Source organism: Bradyrhizobium oligotrophicum (assembly GCF_051168495.1).
Taxonomy (GTDB): Bacteria; Pseudomonadota; Alphaproteobacteria; order Rhizobiales; family Xanthobacteraceae; genus Bradyrhizobium; species Bradyrhizobium oligotrophicum_A.
Window position 1 is genome coordinate 341,266 of record NZ_JBNPVB010000002.1, and the last position, 14,818, is coordinate 356,083.

The 14,818-nt window shown below is 65.2% G+C and carries 14 protein-coding genes, 1 tRNA gene and 1 riboswitch; of the genes, 7 read left to right on the forward strand and 8 right to left on the reverse strand.

Going from position 1 to position 14,818, the window contains the following annotated elements; all coding sequences use genetic code 11:
- Positions 1 to 163 precede the first annotated feature (163 nt).
- A tRNA-Gly gene (locus tag ACQR1B_RS05115) sits at positions 164 to 237 on the reverse strand.
- Positions 238 to 459: 222 nt separating this feature from the next.
- Between ACQR1B_RS05115 and ACQR1B_RS05120 the strand changes: the two genes are divergently transcribed.
- From ACQR1B_RS05120 to ACQR1B_RS05140, 5 genes are all read left to right on the forward strand, one after another.
- Positions 460 to 870 (forward strand): SPW repeat protein, encoded by a 411-nt coding sequence (locus tag ACQR1B_RS05120; protein WP_434834367.1) that lies wholly within the window; start codon positions 460 to 462, stop codon positions 868 to 870.
- 225 nt (positions 871 to 1,095) lie between these two features.
- A complete protein-coding gene (locus ACQR1B_RS05125) occupies positions 1,096 to 1,662 on the forward strand; it encodes a methylated-DNA--[protein]-cysteine S-methyltransferase (RefSeq protein WP_434834366.1) in 567 nt (188 codons plus the stop codon).
- 75 nt (positions 1,663 to 1,737) lie between these two features.
- Entirely contained in the window at positions 1,738 to 2,577 is an 840-nt protein-coding gene (locus tag ACQR1B_RS05130) for a helix-turn-helix transcriptional regulator (protein WP_434834365.1), read from the forward strand.
- Between the two features lie 52 nt (positions 2,578 to 2,629).
- Complete coding sequence (locus ACQR1B_RS05135; protein ID WP_434834364.1) at positions 2,630 to 2,989, forward strand: VOC family protein; 360 nt, start codon at positions 2,630 to 2,632, stop codon at positions 2,987 to 2,989.
- Between the two features lie 9 nt (positions 2,990 to 2,998).
- On the forward strand, positions 2,999 to 3,400 hold the full coding sequence (locus ACQR1B_RS05140; protein WP_434834363.1) for an SRPBCC family protein: 402 nt from the start codon (positions 2,999 to 3,001) through the stop codon (positions 3,398 to 3,400).
- Between the two features lie 7 nt (positions 3,401 to 3,407).
- Here the strand turns inward: ACQR1B_RS05140 and ACQR1B_RS05145 are convergent, their stop codons facing one another.
- Positions 3,408 to 4,877, reverse strand: coding sequence for an MATE family efflux transporter (locus ACQR1B_RS05145; RefSeq protein ID WP_434834362.1), 1,470 nt, complete (start codon positions 4,875 to 4,877; stop codon positions 3,408 to 3,410).
- A 119-nt stretch (positions 4,878 to 4,996) separates the two neighbouring features.
- Positions 4,997 to 6,103, reverse strand: coding sequence for a 2'-deoxycytidine 5'-triphosphate deaminase (locus ACQR1B_RS05150; RefSeq protein ID WP_434834361.1), 1,107 nt, complete (start codon positions 6,101 to 6,103; stop codon positions 4,997 to 4,999).
- Between the two features lie 111 nt (positions 6,104 to 6,214).
- Positions 6,215 to 6,294, forward strand: a riboswitch (SAM riboswitch).
- A 76-nt stretch (positions 6,295 to 6,370) separates the two neighbouring features.
- On the opposite strand from ACQR1B_RS05150, the gene ACQR1B_RS05155 reads away from it, so the two are divergent.
- Positions 6,371 to 7,579 (forward strand): O-succinylhomoserine sulfhydrylase, encoded by a 1,209-nt coding sequence (locus tag ACQR1B_RS05155; RefSeq protein WP_434834360.1) that lies wholly within the window; start codon positions 6,371 to 6,373, stop codon positions 7,577 to 7,579.
- Positions 7,580 to 7,660: 81 nt separating this feature from the next.
- On the opposite strand, the gene ACQR1B_RS05160 is transcribed toward ACQR1B_RS05155, so the two are convergent.
- The 3 genes from ACQR1B_RS05160 to ACQR1B_RS05170 are packed head-to-tail and all read right to left on the reverse strand — an operon-like array spanning position 7,661 to position 10,871.
- Complete coding sequence (locus ACQR1B_RS05160) at positions 7,661 to 8,794, reverse strand: GDSL-type esterase/lipase family protein (protein WP_434834359.1); 1,134 nt, start codon at positions 8,792 to 8,794, stop codon at positions 7,661 to 7,663.
- Between the two features lie 14 nt (positions 8,795 to 8,808).
- Positions 8,809 to 9,567, reverse strand: coding sequence for an SGNH/GDSL hydrolase family protein (locus tag ACQR1B_RS05165; protein ID WP_434834358.1), 759 nt, complete (start codon positions 9,565 to 9,567; stop codon positions 8,809 to 8,811).
- Positions 9,567 to 10,871 (reverse strand): OpgC domain-containing protein, encoded by a 1,305-nt coding sequence (locus ACQR1B_RS05170; RefSeq protein WP_434834357.1) that lies wholly within the window; start codon positions 10,869 to 10,871, stop codon positions 9,567 to 9,569. The genes ACQR1B_RS05165 and ACQR1B_RS05170 overlap by 1 nt, the downstream gene beginning before the upstream one ends.
- A gap of 311 nt (positions 10,872 to 11,182) precedes the next feature.
- On the opposite strand from ACQR1B_RS05170, the gene apaG reads away from it, so the two are divergent.
- Positions 11,183 to 11,578: a Co2+/Mg2+ efflux protein ApaG gene (apaG, locus tag ACQR1B_RS05175; RefSeq protein ID WP_434834356.1), complete on the forward strand. Its 396-nt coding sequence runs from the start codon at positions 11,183 to 11,185 to the stop codon at positions 11,576 to 11,578.
- 770 nt (positions 11,579 to 12,348) lie between these two features.
- On the opposite strand, the gene ACQR1B_RS05180 is transcribed toward apaG, so the two are convergent.
- Positions 12,349 to 13,680, reverse strand: coding sequence for a deoxyribonuclease II family protein (locus tag ACQR1B_RS05180; protein ID WP_434834355.1), 1,332 nt, complete (start codon positions 13,678 to 13,680; stop codon positions 12,349 to 12,351).
- 14 nt (positions 13,681 to 13,694) lie between these two features.
- Positions 13,695 to 14,801 (reverse strand): T6SS phospholipase effector Tle1-like catalytic domain-containing protein, encoded by a 1,107-nt coding sequence (locus ACQR1B_RS05185; RefSeq protein ID WP_434834354.1) that lies wholly within the window; start codon positions 14,799 to 14,801, stop codon positions 13,695 to 13,697.
- Positions 14,802 to 14,818 lie beyond the last annotated feature (17 nt).

Consider the following 14,818-nt stretch of genomic DNA (forward strand, 5'->3'; position numbering starts at 1 on the left):
ATCAACCCCACCGATCATCACGCGACATTGAAGAACGAGCACCCGGCGATCGAGTGGGCGTTCGCCAAGGAGATCGAGGCGATCCCTGCGCGACTGCGGATCGTGGTCACGTCGTCAGCGACGGGCACGAGGAGCTGACAATCAGCGGTGATCTGCGGACCATTGGAGCGGGCGAAGGGAATCGAACCCTCGTATGCAGCTTGGGAAGCTGCCGTTCTACCATTGAACTACGCCCGCGCTGGTCCATGCTTAGCCGAGACGATGCGTTTCGCCAAGCGGCTTGTTCGCCGCGGGTCGCCAGGGGTCGCTTCATCGACCGTGCCCGGCGATGACGGTCGACCGATCGTGATCGGCGCAGGCAGCCGATGCCGGAACGGATGGCCCGGGTCGCGCTTCTGCCAGTCCAAGGCCGTGCCTGCGCTTGCTCCAGGTGACCGGCCAGCTCCAGGAGTCGATATCATGCTGAGCCACAGCCGCGCATCCCGCTCGTCCGCCGCGTCCAGAACCCGCTTGATCATGACGCGCCCTTCGGCGCTCGATCTCTACACGCTGGCGTGCGGCGCGTTCCTGGTCTGCGCGCCGTTTCTGTTCGGCTTCGCCCGCTCCGTCGGCAGGGTCGATGCAGAGATCGTCGGCGTGGCCGTGATGGTGTTGTCGATGGCCGGCCTCGCCGCTTTCACGGACTGGGAAGAATGGCTGAAGGTTGCGCTCGGCCTGTGGCTGGTCGCGGCCCCGTGGCTGCTCGGCTTCGTTCACACCTCCGCGATGCATGTCAGCATCGCGATCGGCATCGTCGTTACGTTTCTGAGCCTGCTCGAACTGTGGCTTGCGCATGAACCGGATTTCACCGCGCCGTCCGACGTCGCCTGAACGGATGACCGCGACGCGCGTGCTCGCCTCGCGTGCGGGGCTGTTGCTGCGCCGCGTCTCATCATCGCGATACCGATGAAAGAGATCGTAACACCACACTTGACAACCATGACCCAAATCAGGGCAAACCCGCCCCGGTCGCGCCGCCATGTTAACACTTTGTAAACAAAGTTGATGCGGGCGATCGTGACAGTGATATGATGTGGCGTGGGTTGGGGTGGCGTCATGGGGCGTTTGTATACGATCTTTGATACGGCCCTTGGCCGTTGCGGCATCGTGTGGAGCGATGCCGGGATCACCGGCGTGCAGTTGCCGGAAGCGCGGGAAATCGAAACGCGGCGACGCTTGTTTCGCCAGTTCCCCGAAGCACGGGAACAGCGCCCGTGTTCGAATGTCGAACTCGCCATCGAAGGCATCAGCGCCGCGTTGCGCGGACGTGACGTCGACTTCTCCGAGGTCGTGCTCGATCTCGGCGGCGTGACGCCGTTCAACCAGCGCGTCTATGACGCCATCCGCGCCATTCCGCGCGGCCAGACACGCAGCGCCGACCAGCTCGCAGCCGGACTGCACGTCCCCGGGGCGCTGAATTCGCTTGCGCAGGCCCTGACCAAGAACACGTTCGTCCTGATCGTGCCGTGTCACCGCGTGCGCGACATCGGCAACGGCCTCGACAAGCCGTCGCCCAATAGCGGCAGCATCTCCAAGCGGCGACTGCTGTCGCTCGAAGGCGCCCGGTCACATGCCGGCCTGACCTTGTTCGACGCCCTGCTCGATCGGCCGCGCGCCTCGTAACGAGCTCGTAGCGTCGTGCGGGATTATCTCGCACGGCGCCCTCCCCTTTTGTTCGCCATGCGCTAGATTTGCAGGATGACCGCGACCATCCTGTTCGAGAGCAGCCCCGTCACCGTGTCCGAGTTCCGCTGTGCGGCGGTGCCGGGCGAACGTCCCTATGCCGAGCAATATGCCGGCTACTCGCTGTCCTACGTGCGCAAGGGCAGCTTCGGCTGCCATCATCGCGGCCGCTTCTTCGAGCTGGTCACCGGCGCATTGCTGGTCGGATATCCCGGCGACGAGTTCATGTGCACGCACGATCACGTCTGCGGCGACGAGTGCCTGTCGTTCTCCTTCGATGATTCGATCATCGACGAGATCGGCGGCAGCAAGCAGGCGTGGCAGGCAGGGGCGATGCCGCCGCTGCCGCAACTCATGGTGCTCGGCGAGCTCGCGCAGGCCGCGGCCGCCCGCGAGCAGACGCTCGGCCTCGACGAGGTCGGCCATCTCATCGCCCGCCGCTTCGTCGCAACGGCCACCGGACGGGAGGAACGGCCGTCAAAGCCGAGCCTTCGCGACCGGCGGCGCGCCGTCGACGGCGCGCGATGGATCGACGACAATGCCGAGCGCGACATCGATCTGGCGGACGCGGCGCGCGAAGCCGGCGTCAGTCCATTCCACTTCCTGCGGCTGTTCGCGGCCACGATCGGCGTGACCCCGCATCAATATCTGATCCGCGCCCGCTTGCGGCGCGCCGCCCGGCGCCTCAGCGAAGAGGATACCCCGGTCACCGAGATCGCCTATGACATCGGCTTTGCCGATCTGTCCAACTTCACGCGCACCTTCACCCGCGCCGCAGGCGTCTCGCCGCTGAAATTCCGCAAGGCATCGCGCGGCGAGCGCAAGATTTTCCAAGATCGATTGCGCCGCCATTGATTGGATGATCCCGGCGCATGCGGCAGCCGCGTGCGAGACATGGAGATCATCGATGTTCGATCACATAGGCCTGAAGGTCGGCAATCTCGACGCCAGCGTGCGCTTCTACACGGCCGCGCTCGCGCCGCTCGGTCATATCCTCTGCTCGAAGGACGAGACCTCGGCCGGCATCGGCCCCAAGGGTGCGCCGGCGCTGTGGCTCTATCTCGACAAGGCCGCGACGGGAGGCGCCGCGCATGTCGCGTTCCGCGCCAAGGACCATGCGGCGGTCGCCAGATTTCACAGCGAGGGATTGAAGGCCGGCGGCAGCGACAATGGCGGCGCAGGGCCGCGCGCGGATTACAGCGCGACCTACTACGCGGCGTTCCTGATCGATCCCGACGGCAACAACATCGAAGCCGTGTGTCCGTGAGGTCACGCCATGGCCTCCATTCAGAAGGACATCTGTCTTGCAGCCCCTGCGGCCGCAGTGTGGGAGGCGGTGCGCGATTTCGGCGCCGTTCATACCAGGCTGGCGCCGGGCTTCGTCACCGACACGACGCTCGATGGCGATGTCCGCATCGTGACTTTCGTCAACGGCAGCGTCGTGCGGGAGAAATTGGTCGACTGCGATGACGCGCGGCGACGGCTGGTCTACACCATCGACAGCGAGCGCATGACCCATCATAGCGCCTCGATCCAGATCATTCCGGAGGGTGAGACAAGCTGCCGGATGATCTGGATCACCGACGTGCTGCCGAACGAGATCGCGCCCTATATCGCCGGGCAGATGGAACTCGGCGCGGCGGCCGTGCGGGAAACGATGAGCAAGCTCGGCACATAACGCCAGGTCAGCCGGCGCGGCGCGCCGGTGGCGGCGCCTCCGACCCGGACACGAGCCGCACGGCCGGGCGCAGCGCGATCGCGGCCGGCTTCGGTCCCCAACGGGTCAGCATCACGCTGGCCAGCGTCAGCGTCCCGAGCAGGACCATCGACGACGCTGCGAGCATGAAGAACTCGCCTTCGGTCGCGGCATGCTGCAACAGATAGCTGCCGCCGGCGGCGATGAAGATGAGCCGCACCGTCTGCGCCAGCACCGGCCCGAGCACGTTGGCCGCGCCCTGCGAGGAGAAGTACATCGAGATCGCCAGACCAATGAAGGCATACATCGGCGCGGCGATCCGCAAGTAATGGGCGCCGGCGGCACGCGCGCTCTGGTCCTGTGTGAAGATGTCGACCCACAATTGCGGGACGAACGCGATCACGGTCGACAGCGCGCCGACAGAGACGAACGAGGCGATCCCCGCCGTCCAGGCAATGCGGCGGGCGCGCGCGATCCGTTCCGCGCCAACGGCCATGCCGACCATCGGTACCGAGGCCATGCCGACCGAGAAAGCCACCGTCGTCATCATGAACTCCAGGCGGGCGCCGATGCCGTACCCGGCGAGCACCGCGGTGCCGAAGCCCGCGAGCATGTGCGTGAAGATGGCGATCGACAGCACCGATTGCAGCGGCGAGAAGCAGGCGACCGCGCCGACCTTGAGGATGTCGGCGAACATCGCGCGGCTGATCTCGAGCCCGCGCAGCTTCGGCCGCACGCGCGCACGGCCGGAGAACAGGTACCAGCCCATCACCGAGATGCTGACGCTGAAGGCCAGCAGCGCGCCGGCGGCAACCCCGCGCATGCCGAGCCCGAAGCTGAGGCTCAGCGTTCCGCCGAGCACGATCTGCAACATCGCCGAGCTGAGGATCATGAACGACGGCAGCTTCATGTTGCCGGTGCCACGCAGGATGCCCGCCATCGAGTTCATCAGCCACGGCAGCATGGCGCCGCCGAAGAAGATCTGCAGGTAGGCCGTGGCATGGCTCAGCACCGTGCCGCGGCCGCCGAGGGTTTCGAGCAGGCCGGGGCCGAACACCAGCATCCCGACCATGAAGGTCGCGCCGAACGACAGCGCGATCAGCAGCGCGTGCGCGGCGAGCGTCGAGGCGCGCTCGGTATCGCCGGCGCCGAGCGCGCGGGCGATCGCCGAGGCCACGCCGCCGCCCATGGCGCCGCCGGACATCGTCATGGTCAGGATGACGAGCGGAAACACCAGCGCCATCGCCGCCAGCGCCTCGATCCCGAGCCGGCCGATATAGGAGGTCTCGGCAATGACGACGCAGGTACCGGCAGAGTTGGCGATGATGTTCGGCCAGGCCAGCGACAGCAGCGTCCGCAGGATCGGCCCGTCGGCAATTGCGTTCCGCATCGGCTTTTCGATGGGCGGCAAGGTCCGCCCCTCGCCGACCGGATTGTCGGCCAGGCCGATCTCGGACATGTTCGCTCCCCGCCCGGCCGCGTTGGATTGCGCGCCGGTGTCGTTGTTCCTAGCACACTGCGGAACCGCGGCCCGTGCGGCTGACGCATTGGGGGTGCGCTTCCGGCGCGCGGCCGCAGCTAGACGCGAAAGTGCTTGGAGAGCTTGAGGCCCTGGGCCTGGTAGTTGGAGCCGATGCGGCTGCCATACATCGCGTTCGGCCGCGCCAGCATCTTCTCGTAGACGAGGCGGCCGACGATCTGGCCATGCTCGAGGATGAACGGCACCTCGCGGGAGCGCACCTCGAGCACCGCGCGCGAGCCCTGCCCGCCGGCGCCGGCATAGCCGAAGCCAGGATCGAAGAATCCGGCATAATGGACGCGGAATTCGCCGACCAGGGGATCGAACGGCACCATCTCCGCAGCGTAGTCCGGCGGCACCTGCACGGCTTCCTTGGAGGCCAGGATGTAGAACTCGCCGGGATCGAGAATGAGGCTGCCGTCGGGTCGCGCCTTGATCGGCTCCCAGAACTCCTCGACCGCATAGCCGGCGCGGCGGTCGACGTCGACGACGCCGGTATGGCGTTTGGCGCGGTAGCCGACAAAGCCATTGGCATTGGTGCCGGACAGATCGACGGACAGCGCGACACCGCCGGCGAGATCGGCATCGTCGCGATCGACCAGCCGCTCGGCCCGATGCAGCGCGATCAGCTCATCCTCCGACAGCACCGCATCGCGGTAGCGGAAGCGGACCTGCGACAGGCGGGAGCCTTCGCGCAGCAAAACGGGAAACGTCTTGGGACTAATCTCGGCATAGAGCGGACCGTGATAGCCGGCGCCGATCATGTCGAAGCGGCGGGTGCCGTCGGCGATCACACGCGTGAACACGTCGAGCCGGCCGGTCGAACTCTTCGGATTGGCGGCCGCGACGATGTCCTTCGGCAGCGCGAGACTCTCCAGCAGCGGCACGATGTAGACGCAGTTGGTCTCCAGCACCGCGCCGTCGGCGAGCGAGAATTCGTGCAGTTTCAACTCGTCGATGCGCTCGGCCACGGTCGATCCCGGCCCGGGCAGAAAGCTCGCGCGCACGCGATAGGCCACGTCGCCGAGCCGCAGATCGAGGCTCGCCGGCTGGATCTGGCTCTCGACGAAATCATACGCCGGCAGGATCAGGCCGGCCTCCGCCATCGCCACGATCATGCGATCGGGCAGGATGCCATGGGCGTCGGGGCTAAGCGAAAACGGCAAGACCTGATCCTTTGCAGGCGCCGGAACGGCGGCTGACCAGCCTATATAGGGTCTTTTTACCGGTTATCCGATGGCTGGCTTGACGGAAAGGCCGGTTGCGACTAAGAGCGACACTTATCCCGTGGTGATTTGAGCCGGCCGGCTTGCAGCCACGTTAAATAAATCGCTAAACAGGCCGGGGACGATTGTGATCCCGGCCGTGAGGATAGTTTCCCAGGCCGGTTTTTTTGTGCCCATCGCCCAGGCGGTGGTCACGATGGAGGTCACATGTCGAAGTCCCCCGCGAAGGCGCCGGCGTCGTTCGCTCACTATCGTCCTGAAACCCGGCTGGTGCATTCCGGCGGCTTACGCTCCGAATTCGGCGAGACCGCCGAGGCGCTCTACCTCACGCAGGGCTTCGTCTACGCCACTGCCGAGGAATGCGAGGCACGCTTCAAGGGCGAGGATCCCGGCTTCATCTATTCGCGCTTCTCCAATCCGACGACCGCGATGTTCGAGCGCCGCATGATCGAGCTCGAAGGCGCCGAGGCCTGCCGCTCCGCCGCGACCGGCATGGCCGCCGTCACGACAGCGATCCTGGCGCCCCTGCGCGCCGGCGACCACGTCGTCGCGGCGAAGGCGCTGTTCGGCTCCTGCCGCTACGTGGTCGAGGACCTCCTGCCGCGCTACGGCATCGAATCGACGCTGGTCGACGGGCTCGATCTCGACCAGTGGCAGAAGGCGGTCAGGCCGAACACCAAGACGTTCTTCCTGGAGAGCCCGACCAATCCGACGCTCGACGTGATGGACATCCCCGCGATCGCGGAGATCGCGCATGCGAATGGCGCGCGGCTGATCGTCGACAACGTGTTCGCCACCCCGATCTGGCAGAGCCCGCTCGCGCTCGGCGCCGACGTCGTGGTCTATTCAGCGACCAAGCACATCGACGGCCAGGGCCGCTGTCTCGGCGGCGTGATCCTGTCGTCGGAGGCCTTCATCGCCGAGCACATCCACAATTTCATGCGCCAGACCGGCCCGTCGATCTCGCCGTTCAACGCCTGGGTGCTGCTCAAGGGCTTGGAGACGCTGGCGGTGCGCGTGCGCGCGCAGACCGAGACTGCGGGCAAGGTCGCGGACTTCCTCGCCGCGCATCCGAAGGTCTCGCGGCTGATCTATCCGGGCCGTGAGGACCATCCGCAGGCCGCGACCGTGCGCAAGCAGATGCGGGCCGGCTCGACCCTGGTGGGCTTCGAGGTCAAGGGCGGCAAGGCGGCCGCATTCCGCACGCTCAACGGGCTCAAGCTCGCGCGCATCTCCAACAATCTCGGCGACGCCAAGACGCTGGTCACGCATCCCGCGACGACGACGCATCAGCGGCTGACGCCGGAGGCGCGCGCCGAACTCGGCATCAGCGAGGGCTTCATCCGCTTCTCCGCTGGGCTCGAGCATGCGGACGACCTGATCGAGGATCTCGACGACGCCCTGCGGGCGGCATAGCGAAGGGCGAGTAGCGAATGGCGAATAGGGAGTAGCGAATAGGAGGATCTCTCCCTACTCGCTACTCGCTATTCCCCCGCCTCACATCGGCCGATACATCAGCACGTCGGCCGGCGCGTTGATGCCGAGCTTCACTTGCCCGACCGAGCGGATGATGTCGTCGCCCAGCAGCTGGGCGAAACAGGCGTAGCCCCAGTCGCTCATGTGCAGGCCGTCCGAAATGACGAACTCGTTGATCGGGATCGCCTGGCGCTCGTGCCAGTCGCGCATCACTTCGAAGCGCGGGAAGATGCCGGCGTGATGCAGCTCGGCGATGCGGCCGAGCAGTCTGTTCATGCGGCCCGCGTTCTCCGAACGCTCGTTGACGCGCGGCGAATATTGCAGGTCGACCAGCACCACATCGGAGGCGGCGGCCTGGATCTTGGCGACCCCGTCGTCGACGAGCTTCGCGGTCTCGGTCGGATCGAGGTCGCGCAGCACCGCATTGGTGCCGACCTGCCAGATCACGAGATCCGGATGACGGTCGATCACCGATGTCTCCAGACGTTTCATCATCTCCGGCGCATCCTCGCCGCCGACGCCGGCATTGATGACGCTGATGTCGGCCATCGGATATTGCCGGCGCAATTGCGCGGCGAGCCGGTTCGGATAGGTGTAGTCCGGCGCGCTCGCGCCATAGCCCTGCGTGGACGACGAGCCGAACGCGACGATGACGACCGGCAGGCCCGAGGCGAGCTTGTTGGCGACATGGGGCAGCGAGATGAAGTTCTTCTTCGCGACGCCCTTCGGCGGCAGGCACGGCACGCGGTTGAAGATGTCGCTGGTGGATTTGGCGACCTGCTTGACCTTGTCGATCGCCCGCTCGGTGATGCTGCGCGACGGCGGCTGTACGGCCGCAACGGGCTGCGCGGCTGCAGCCACCGGCGCATTCGGCTCCGGCGGCGTGATCGTCACCGGCGGTTGATTGATCGCGCCCGACGGACGCACGGCGGCGATCTGGCCGGGCGCCTGACTGGCTGCCTGGGCTATGGTGATGTGACCGACCGTCGGCCGCAATTCGCTGATGGGAGACGGCACGGCCTCGAAGGGCGCCGTCGGCGCCGCGCTCTGCGCATGAGCCAGCTGCGGTGTCAGCGAGAGTGCAAGCACCGTTGCAGCAACGGCGGACAGCTTCTCCCATGTCCCAGATACGCGGTTACAAAAATTGGAAGTCATGAACACGTCAAACCTTAGTTCTGTTGCGCCGGCCCGATACGCGCCGCGTCGATGATGAACTTCGACAGCGCCCGGCCGAGACAGTCGTGAACCTGCTTGGCCAGCTCGATTCCGTGCGTCGGATTGAACAGGTCGAAATCGCCCTGCTCGTTCCATTGCCGCATGATCGCGAAGCGATCGAACAGTGGGATGTCGCGCTGCTGCGCCACCACCCGCATGTTGTCGATATAGGGCGGCACGGAGATCAGCGTCTCCGTCCGCGGGCTGTACTGCAGATTCATCAAGATGACGTCAGCCCCCGCATTCTGCAGCGTTACCACGCCGTCATTGACCGCCTGGCGGAACTCGTCCGGATCGATCGAGCGCATGGCGTCGACCGTGCCTGTCTGCCAGATGACCAAATTAGGCCTTTTTCCTTCCACCAGTTTAACAAGATTGGCGGCGATTTCCTCGGCGGTCTTCTTCGGCTGCAGCTCGACGCCGAGGTTGACGGTGACCGCGGGCAGCTTGTCCTTCAGCGCCGCCTGCAGCCGGGCGGGGTAGGCATTGGCATCGGACGCGCTGACGATCGCCGAGGAGCGGCTTCCGACCACCAGAATGTCGAGCGTTTGGCCTTTCTTGACGGCCTCGGCAACTTTCGGGAGCGGGCTCTCGGTGGAGAGCAGGTAGGCCGGCACCTCGCAGGTCTGCGGCGCGTCTTCGGCGCGCGCGGACGCCGCCAGCAAAACCGCCAGCGCCGCGATACCAAAGCTTAACCACGAGACGGACTTCATCAGCCCCCTCCCGCCAGATCGGCGTTGCTGCGCGCACCTTTTCGCGCCGCACCCTTATCGGCCTCACGCTTGTACCACGAAATCAGCGATGCCACCCCCCACATGACGAGGATGCCGCACACGCTGATCATCGCGTGCATCATGGCGCCGCCGGACACTTCGGCAAGAACGAAGTGGCCTGCAAACGCCAGAAAGACGCCGAGACAGAAAATCTCCAGCGAGTGTTGCCCGCAAACAATCAGCGGGCGCAGCCAGCGGGATTTGAGCAGAGGCCAATCCTTGCGCAAATAATGCACCGTGAGTGCTGCGAGTGCGAGGAAATGCGCGAAACGCAACACGTCAAGGTCGGTCTTGTCGATCGGATACATCCATTGCTCGATTCGACGCGGCATCAGCGGGCCGAGCTGCGGGATGTACCAGGTCAGCGTGACGAAGAACGCGGCGACCAGATAGGCGACGCAGAGCCCGAGCGTGACGGGCGAGTTGATGATGCGTGACATCCGCCTGGCGCCGCCGAGCGCGCACCAGGCGCCGAACACGAACAGGAGCTGCCAGGCGAACGGATTGAAGGCCCAGAAGCCGTTCGGATAGGCCGAGAGATAGAGGTCGAATTCCCAGGTCACCGCGTAGAGCACGACCGAAAGCCCAAGCGTCACGTCGGGCCGCCACCGCATCAGCCACAGGATCAGCGGCAGGAACAGCATCAGCACGATGTAGAGCGGCAGCACGTCCATGTTGACGGGGCGGAAGCGCAGGATCAGCGCTTGCACGATGGTCACGTCGGGCTGCTTCAGGAAGTCCATGATGCCCATCTCTTCGGTGTAGAGCGGGTTCTCGAAGCTGGTCGCGACGTAGGAGATTTCGGCGAGGAAGATCGTGAACAGGAAGACGTGGGCGACGTAGATCTGCCAGACCCGGCGCAGGATGCGCGCGCTGGCGACGATGAATCCGGCATCCTGCATCGCCCGGCCATACACGAAGGCGGCCGTGTAGCCGGAAATGAAGATGAAGATTTCGGTGGCGTCGGAGAAGCCGTAGTTGCGGATCGTGAACCAGGTCAGCAAATTCGGCGGCAGGTGATCGATGAAGATCAGCCACAGTGCCAGCCCGCGGAACAGGTCGAGCCGCAGCTCACGTTCGCCGACAGCAGGGAAGGTGATCGCCGGCGCGGTCGTCACGGCGGGCGCGGCAGTCACGGCAGGCGCGGCCGTGCCTTCGGCCGCGACAGTCTCCGCAGCCGGCGCAGGTGCGGCCGGGGATGCGGGGACGGATGGTCCGGCAAGGCGATCGGCAATCGACGTCATCGGGCACCACGTCAAGGCTGCCAGCCCGGAGAGGCCCGGCAGGAGAAATGTAGGGCTGCGCAATTTTTGCGCAAGCGATGAAGGACTTGTCAGCTGGGCCGTGCCCAGTTTTTCGGCCGTCGCGGACGATCGGTAGCGACCCTACGCATCACAGGGGATGACTCACCAGCCGCCGGGCGCCCCGCGCATGTTGAGGAGCGGATGGGACTCGGCAGCAGAGTCCGCGATTCGGGTGCCATACGGCGGAACTGTGTTGAAAGCACGATGGCGTTACGATTGGTTCCGGCATCGGTTTCCGCTACAATGCAGTCATGTACCGCGCCGTGACTCGCCTCATCGAAGTGACCGTCGAGCCGAACTTCCTGCCCGAGAAATCCTCGGTCACGGATGGACGGTGGTTCTGGTCGTATACCGTCGTCATCACCAACACCGGCGAGGAGACCGTGCGGCTGCGCAGCCGGCACTGGATCATCACCGACGGCGTCGGCCGGCAGCAGGAGGTCCGCGGCGAGGGCGTGGTCGGCGAGCAGCCGGTGCTCGCCCCCGGCGAGCGCTTCGAATACACCTCCGGCGTTCCGCTGACGACCGCGTCCGGCTTCATGTCCGGCTCCTACCAGATGGAGAGCGACAGCGGCGAGCAGTTCGACATCGCGGTGCCGGCGTTCTCGCTCGACAGCCCGGATGGCGGCAAGCGGGTGTTGAATTAGCCGGGACGCTTCCCTTCGGTTCACGACGGAGCGTTCGCGCTTCGGTCGTTTTGATTGTTCGCCGTTGATCCTCGGCACCCTGCTCTTTCCGCCTTCCCGAGGTGTTGCGTCTGCCCCGCTGTCGTCCCGGGCAAGCTTCCGGCCACGCGCAGCGTTGGCGGAAGCTTGCCCGGGATCCATAACCACGGGGTCCGGTTTGGCGAAGGCCGGAGCTCCGATCTTTCCAGCAATGTCCGCCTGGGGTTATGGGTCCCCGCGTTCGCGGGGACGCCGCCATTGGTGTCGAGGCAGGGTGCATCATACACGCATCAGCCCGCGACCTGATCGTGACCTCACGCTGCACGCCATCGTTGTCGCGACGCATGCCGCGCCCGAGCTGTGTCCATTGGTCCGCCCTCTCCAAGCAGAGGGCGCAGGGAAGGCCAGGCCTCGGCTGAGGCCCGCCTGCGAAAAAAAAAGCAGGCGGAATGGAGCGCGCGGACCGGCTTATTTTTGTGATTGAACCAACTAACAGAGGTCGGGCTGGGGGAGCGCGACGCATGACACCCGTCGGGCAAATGGCGCCATCGAAGCAAGTCTTTAGCACAGGCAAAGACACCTCACTGGCGGCACAACGAAGCCGATAGTGCAGGCTCCGCGCACATCGATGGCGGGGCTTGATTTAACGGCTGAGCAGTGGCGCCAAAAGGCATCGGACGCATCGCGCCGCGGAGATTGTGACCGTTGCGACCGACAGCGTCTCAAGACGGCCGCGCTCATCAAGTCCGGTCCTACTCGTCCTTCACGTTGACTTTCTTCTGCGGCGCCCGCGTGGACGCGATCTTGCCGGTCAGCAGCCTGGTCAGGTCGTTGAACAGGTCGTCATTGTCGACCACGTAGAACAGGCCGCCACGTCCGTTCTGGCTGCTCTTGCAATTGGCATTAAGCGCGCCCTGCTGGTTGAGGTCGGCAAAAATCGACAGGGATTGCTCGCCAGACTGGGAGACGCCGACCTTGGCGTGGTTCTGGCCGCCGACGAGACCGATCGTCTCCTCCTTGCCCGGCTCGCCCCACTGGCCCGTGATCGCAATGGCCACGGCGCCCGGCGGCCCCAAGCTATCGTCCCAACAGGCGATGCGCCGCGTGCTCGTCGTGGTCGGAATCTGCGGCGACGACCACCAGGTGGCAGCCTTCAGATCGATGCCGCCGAGCTTGGCCGACAGCATCTGCCAGGGCGGCACATGCAGTGCCGACGGTTTCGAGATCAGCCTGACATCACTCTTGAGCGTAGGACCGCCAGGCAGCGTAAACTCCTTCACTTCGACGCTGTCGGATTTGGTGCCGAGCCCTTCAAGGGCATCCGTGATCTCTTTCGGACTGCCGCGGGCATCGACGATCTCGAGCTGCGCGACGTCTGTTACCACGCTGGCATTCTTCAACGCCTCGATCACGCTGACGATGCCTGCCTTCGACAGTTTCAGCGCGAAGAAATGCTGGGCGTTCTGGATATTGTTCGGCTTCTTGATGCAGCCCAGCGTATTGCCGGCCTCGCGCTGGAATTTCCTGGCCGCAAAACCGGGCCAAGCCGGCGTCGTGACTTGGATCACGAGCCCATCCCCATCCTTGTTCCATGCCAGGATGCCCTTCGAATGCCCCCAGGAACCGGTGCAGTTGCCGGTCTTGCCGCAACCCTTCATCCGCGGCTCGCCGTAAAACTGGTCGTTCCAGGCAAGGTAGCGAAACTTGCCGCGATAGATCTGCTCGAACGTCACGGCGACGGGATCGCTGGTGCCGGCGCAGCCGTCACTCTTGTCGAACGAGGCCTTCTTGCTGCTGGCGACCACGAATTGCTGGCTGTTCGCATAGCCCATCGGCTCGCCGCCGAACGGACACTCCCGCTCGGCAGATTCGTCCGTCAGTTCCTTGCCGCAGGCCGGGAAAGTGGCGGAATTAAACTTGTAGACGAACCACCAGTCGACCGGCTGATCCTTCGCGATCAGCGGCACCGGCGCATCGGCGGCGCGCGCCGCATCGTCATTGCTGAACGCCGACAGCGTGAGCAGCAGCGCCAGCAGCGCAGCCCGCGCTCCTACGAGGGATCGCGCGACACATGATCCGTTCATCGCGGCCGTCCTCCTCAAGACACGCTGACTGCGTCCGGCGGCAGCCGCGACTTGTAGTCACCGGCGCGCCGGAACACCGATTCATGCACCATCGGCGCCTTCGGCATGGTGCGCCGCCGCCCCATATTGGCGCGGCGCTCCCACAGTTTCGTCTGGGCATTGAAGTGGCGCTTTGGAATGAGTTCGGCAGGCCACCACGACGGGCTGAGCGATTCATGCAGCGGCCCATCGACGTCGGGCGCGACATAGCCGGCGCCACTGCCGCCCAACACCAGGGCCAGCCGCGCCGGATCGACCAGGAGATGTTTGTCCATGGCCTCCCTGATCATCCATTGCAACGGAATCTTCGAGGCGCCGCTCTCGGCCTCCCGGTAGCCGCCACCCACGTCGCAATGCACGCCGGCGAACCAGACCTGCTTGAGGTCCTTCGGTCCGCTGTCGGCGGACTCAGACCGCGGCCGCCACAGATTGGTGCGGAAGAACGCTCGCCGTTCGTCCAGCGCGAGCGCATGCCGCCCGATCGCGATGTCGGGATTGTCGGCAACAAAGGGCAGGCGCAGCTGGTTCTCGATCCAGCCGACCGAACTCACCGTGTCCCAGACGCCGACGAACCAGGGCTTGCAGACTGTGCGGCAGAAGGTGTCCTTGAACTCCTCCGCAAGGCGAAAATAGTGCTGCTTCCCTTCGCTGTCGCCGCGGGCATCGAGCTTCTGGATTGCCGTCAGCATGCGGATCGCATAGGGCACCAGCGGCTCATTGCCGGCCGAGATCAATCCATACATGTGCAGCAGTGAAGCGAGCGCGCGCACCGTGTAGGCGCCGCGGCTGAAGCCGAACAGGAAGACGCGGTCGCCCGGGTCAAAATGCCGCATCAGGAAGACATAGGCGTCGCGGACATCGTCCCCGAGTCCGGCACCGATGGCTTGGCCGAGCAACCGCGTGGCGCGGCGGGACAAAGGCGTCAGCGCGCCGGCGGGCTCGATCGTGCCGAGCCCGGGATGATAGTAGACCTGCTGTTGCCCCGCAGCTTGAACCAATGTGTAGCAGAGCTTGATCACGTTGGTGCGATCCGCCGCAAACTCGTTGGCGGTACCGTCGCAGCACAGAACCAGATTCTTCACCGGCACGCTCCTTGAGA

Coding starts and splice junctions, on each gene's coding strand:
- ACQR1B_RS05145 (WP_434834362.1), bottom strand. CDS start 4,877: ATGTCCGAGATCGGCCTGGCCGACAATCCGGTCGGCGAGGGGCGGACC.
- ACQR1B_RS05120 (WP_434834367.1), top strand. CDS start 460: ATGCTGAGCCACAGCCGCGCATCCCGCTCGTCCGCCGCGTCCAGAACC.
- ACQR1B_RS05170 (WP_434834357.1), bottom strand. CDS start 10,871: ATGACGTCGATTGCCGATCGCCTTGCCGGACCATCCGTCCCCGCATCC.
- ACQR1B_RS05165 (WP_434834358.1), bottom strand. CDS start 9,567: ATGAAGTCCGTCTCGTGGTTAAGCTTTGGTATCGCGGCGCTGGCGGTT.
- ACQR1B_RS05135 (WP_434834364.1), top strand. CDS start 2,630: ATGTTCGATCACATAGGCCTGAAGGTCGGCAATCTCGACGCCAGCGTG.
- ACQR1B_RS05155 (WP_434834360.1), top strand. CDS start 6,371: ATGTCGAAGTCCCCCGCGAAGGCGCCGGCGTCGTTCGCTCACTATCGT.
- ACQR1B_RS05125 (WP_434834366.1), top strand. CDS start 1,096: ATGGGGCGTTTGTATACGATCTTTGATACGGCCCTTGGCCGTTGCGGC.
- ACQR1B_RS05160 (WP_434834359.1), bottom strand. CDS start 8,794: ATGACTTCCAATTTTTGTAACCGCGTATCTGGGACATGGGAGAAGCTG.
- ACQR1B_RS05140 (WP_434834363.1), top strand. CDS start 2,999: ATGGCCTCCATTCAGAAGGACATCTGTCTTGCAGCCCCTGCGGCCGCA.
- ACQR1B_RS05180 (WP_434834355.1), bottom strand. CDS start 13,680: ATGAACGGATCATGTGTCGCGCGATCCCTCGTAGGAGCGCGGGCTGCG.
- ACQR1B_RS05130 (WP_434834365.1), top strand. CDS start 1,738: ATGACCGCGACCATCCTGTTCGAGAGCAGCCCCGTCACCGTGTCCGAG.
- apaG (WP_434834356.1), top strand. CDS start 11,183: ATGTACCGCGCCGTGACTCGCCTCATCGAAGTGACCGTCGAGCCGAAC.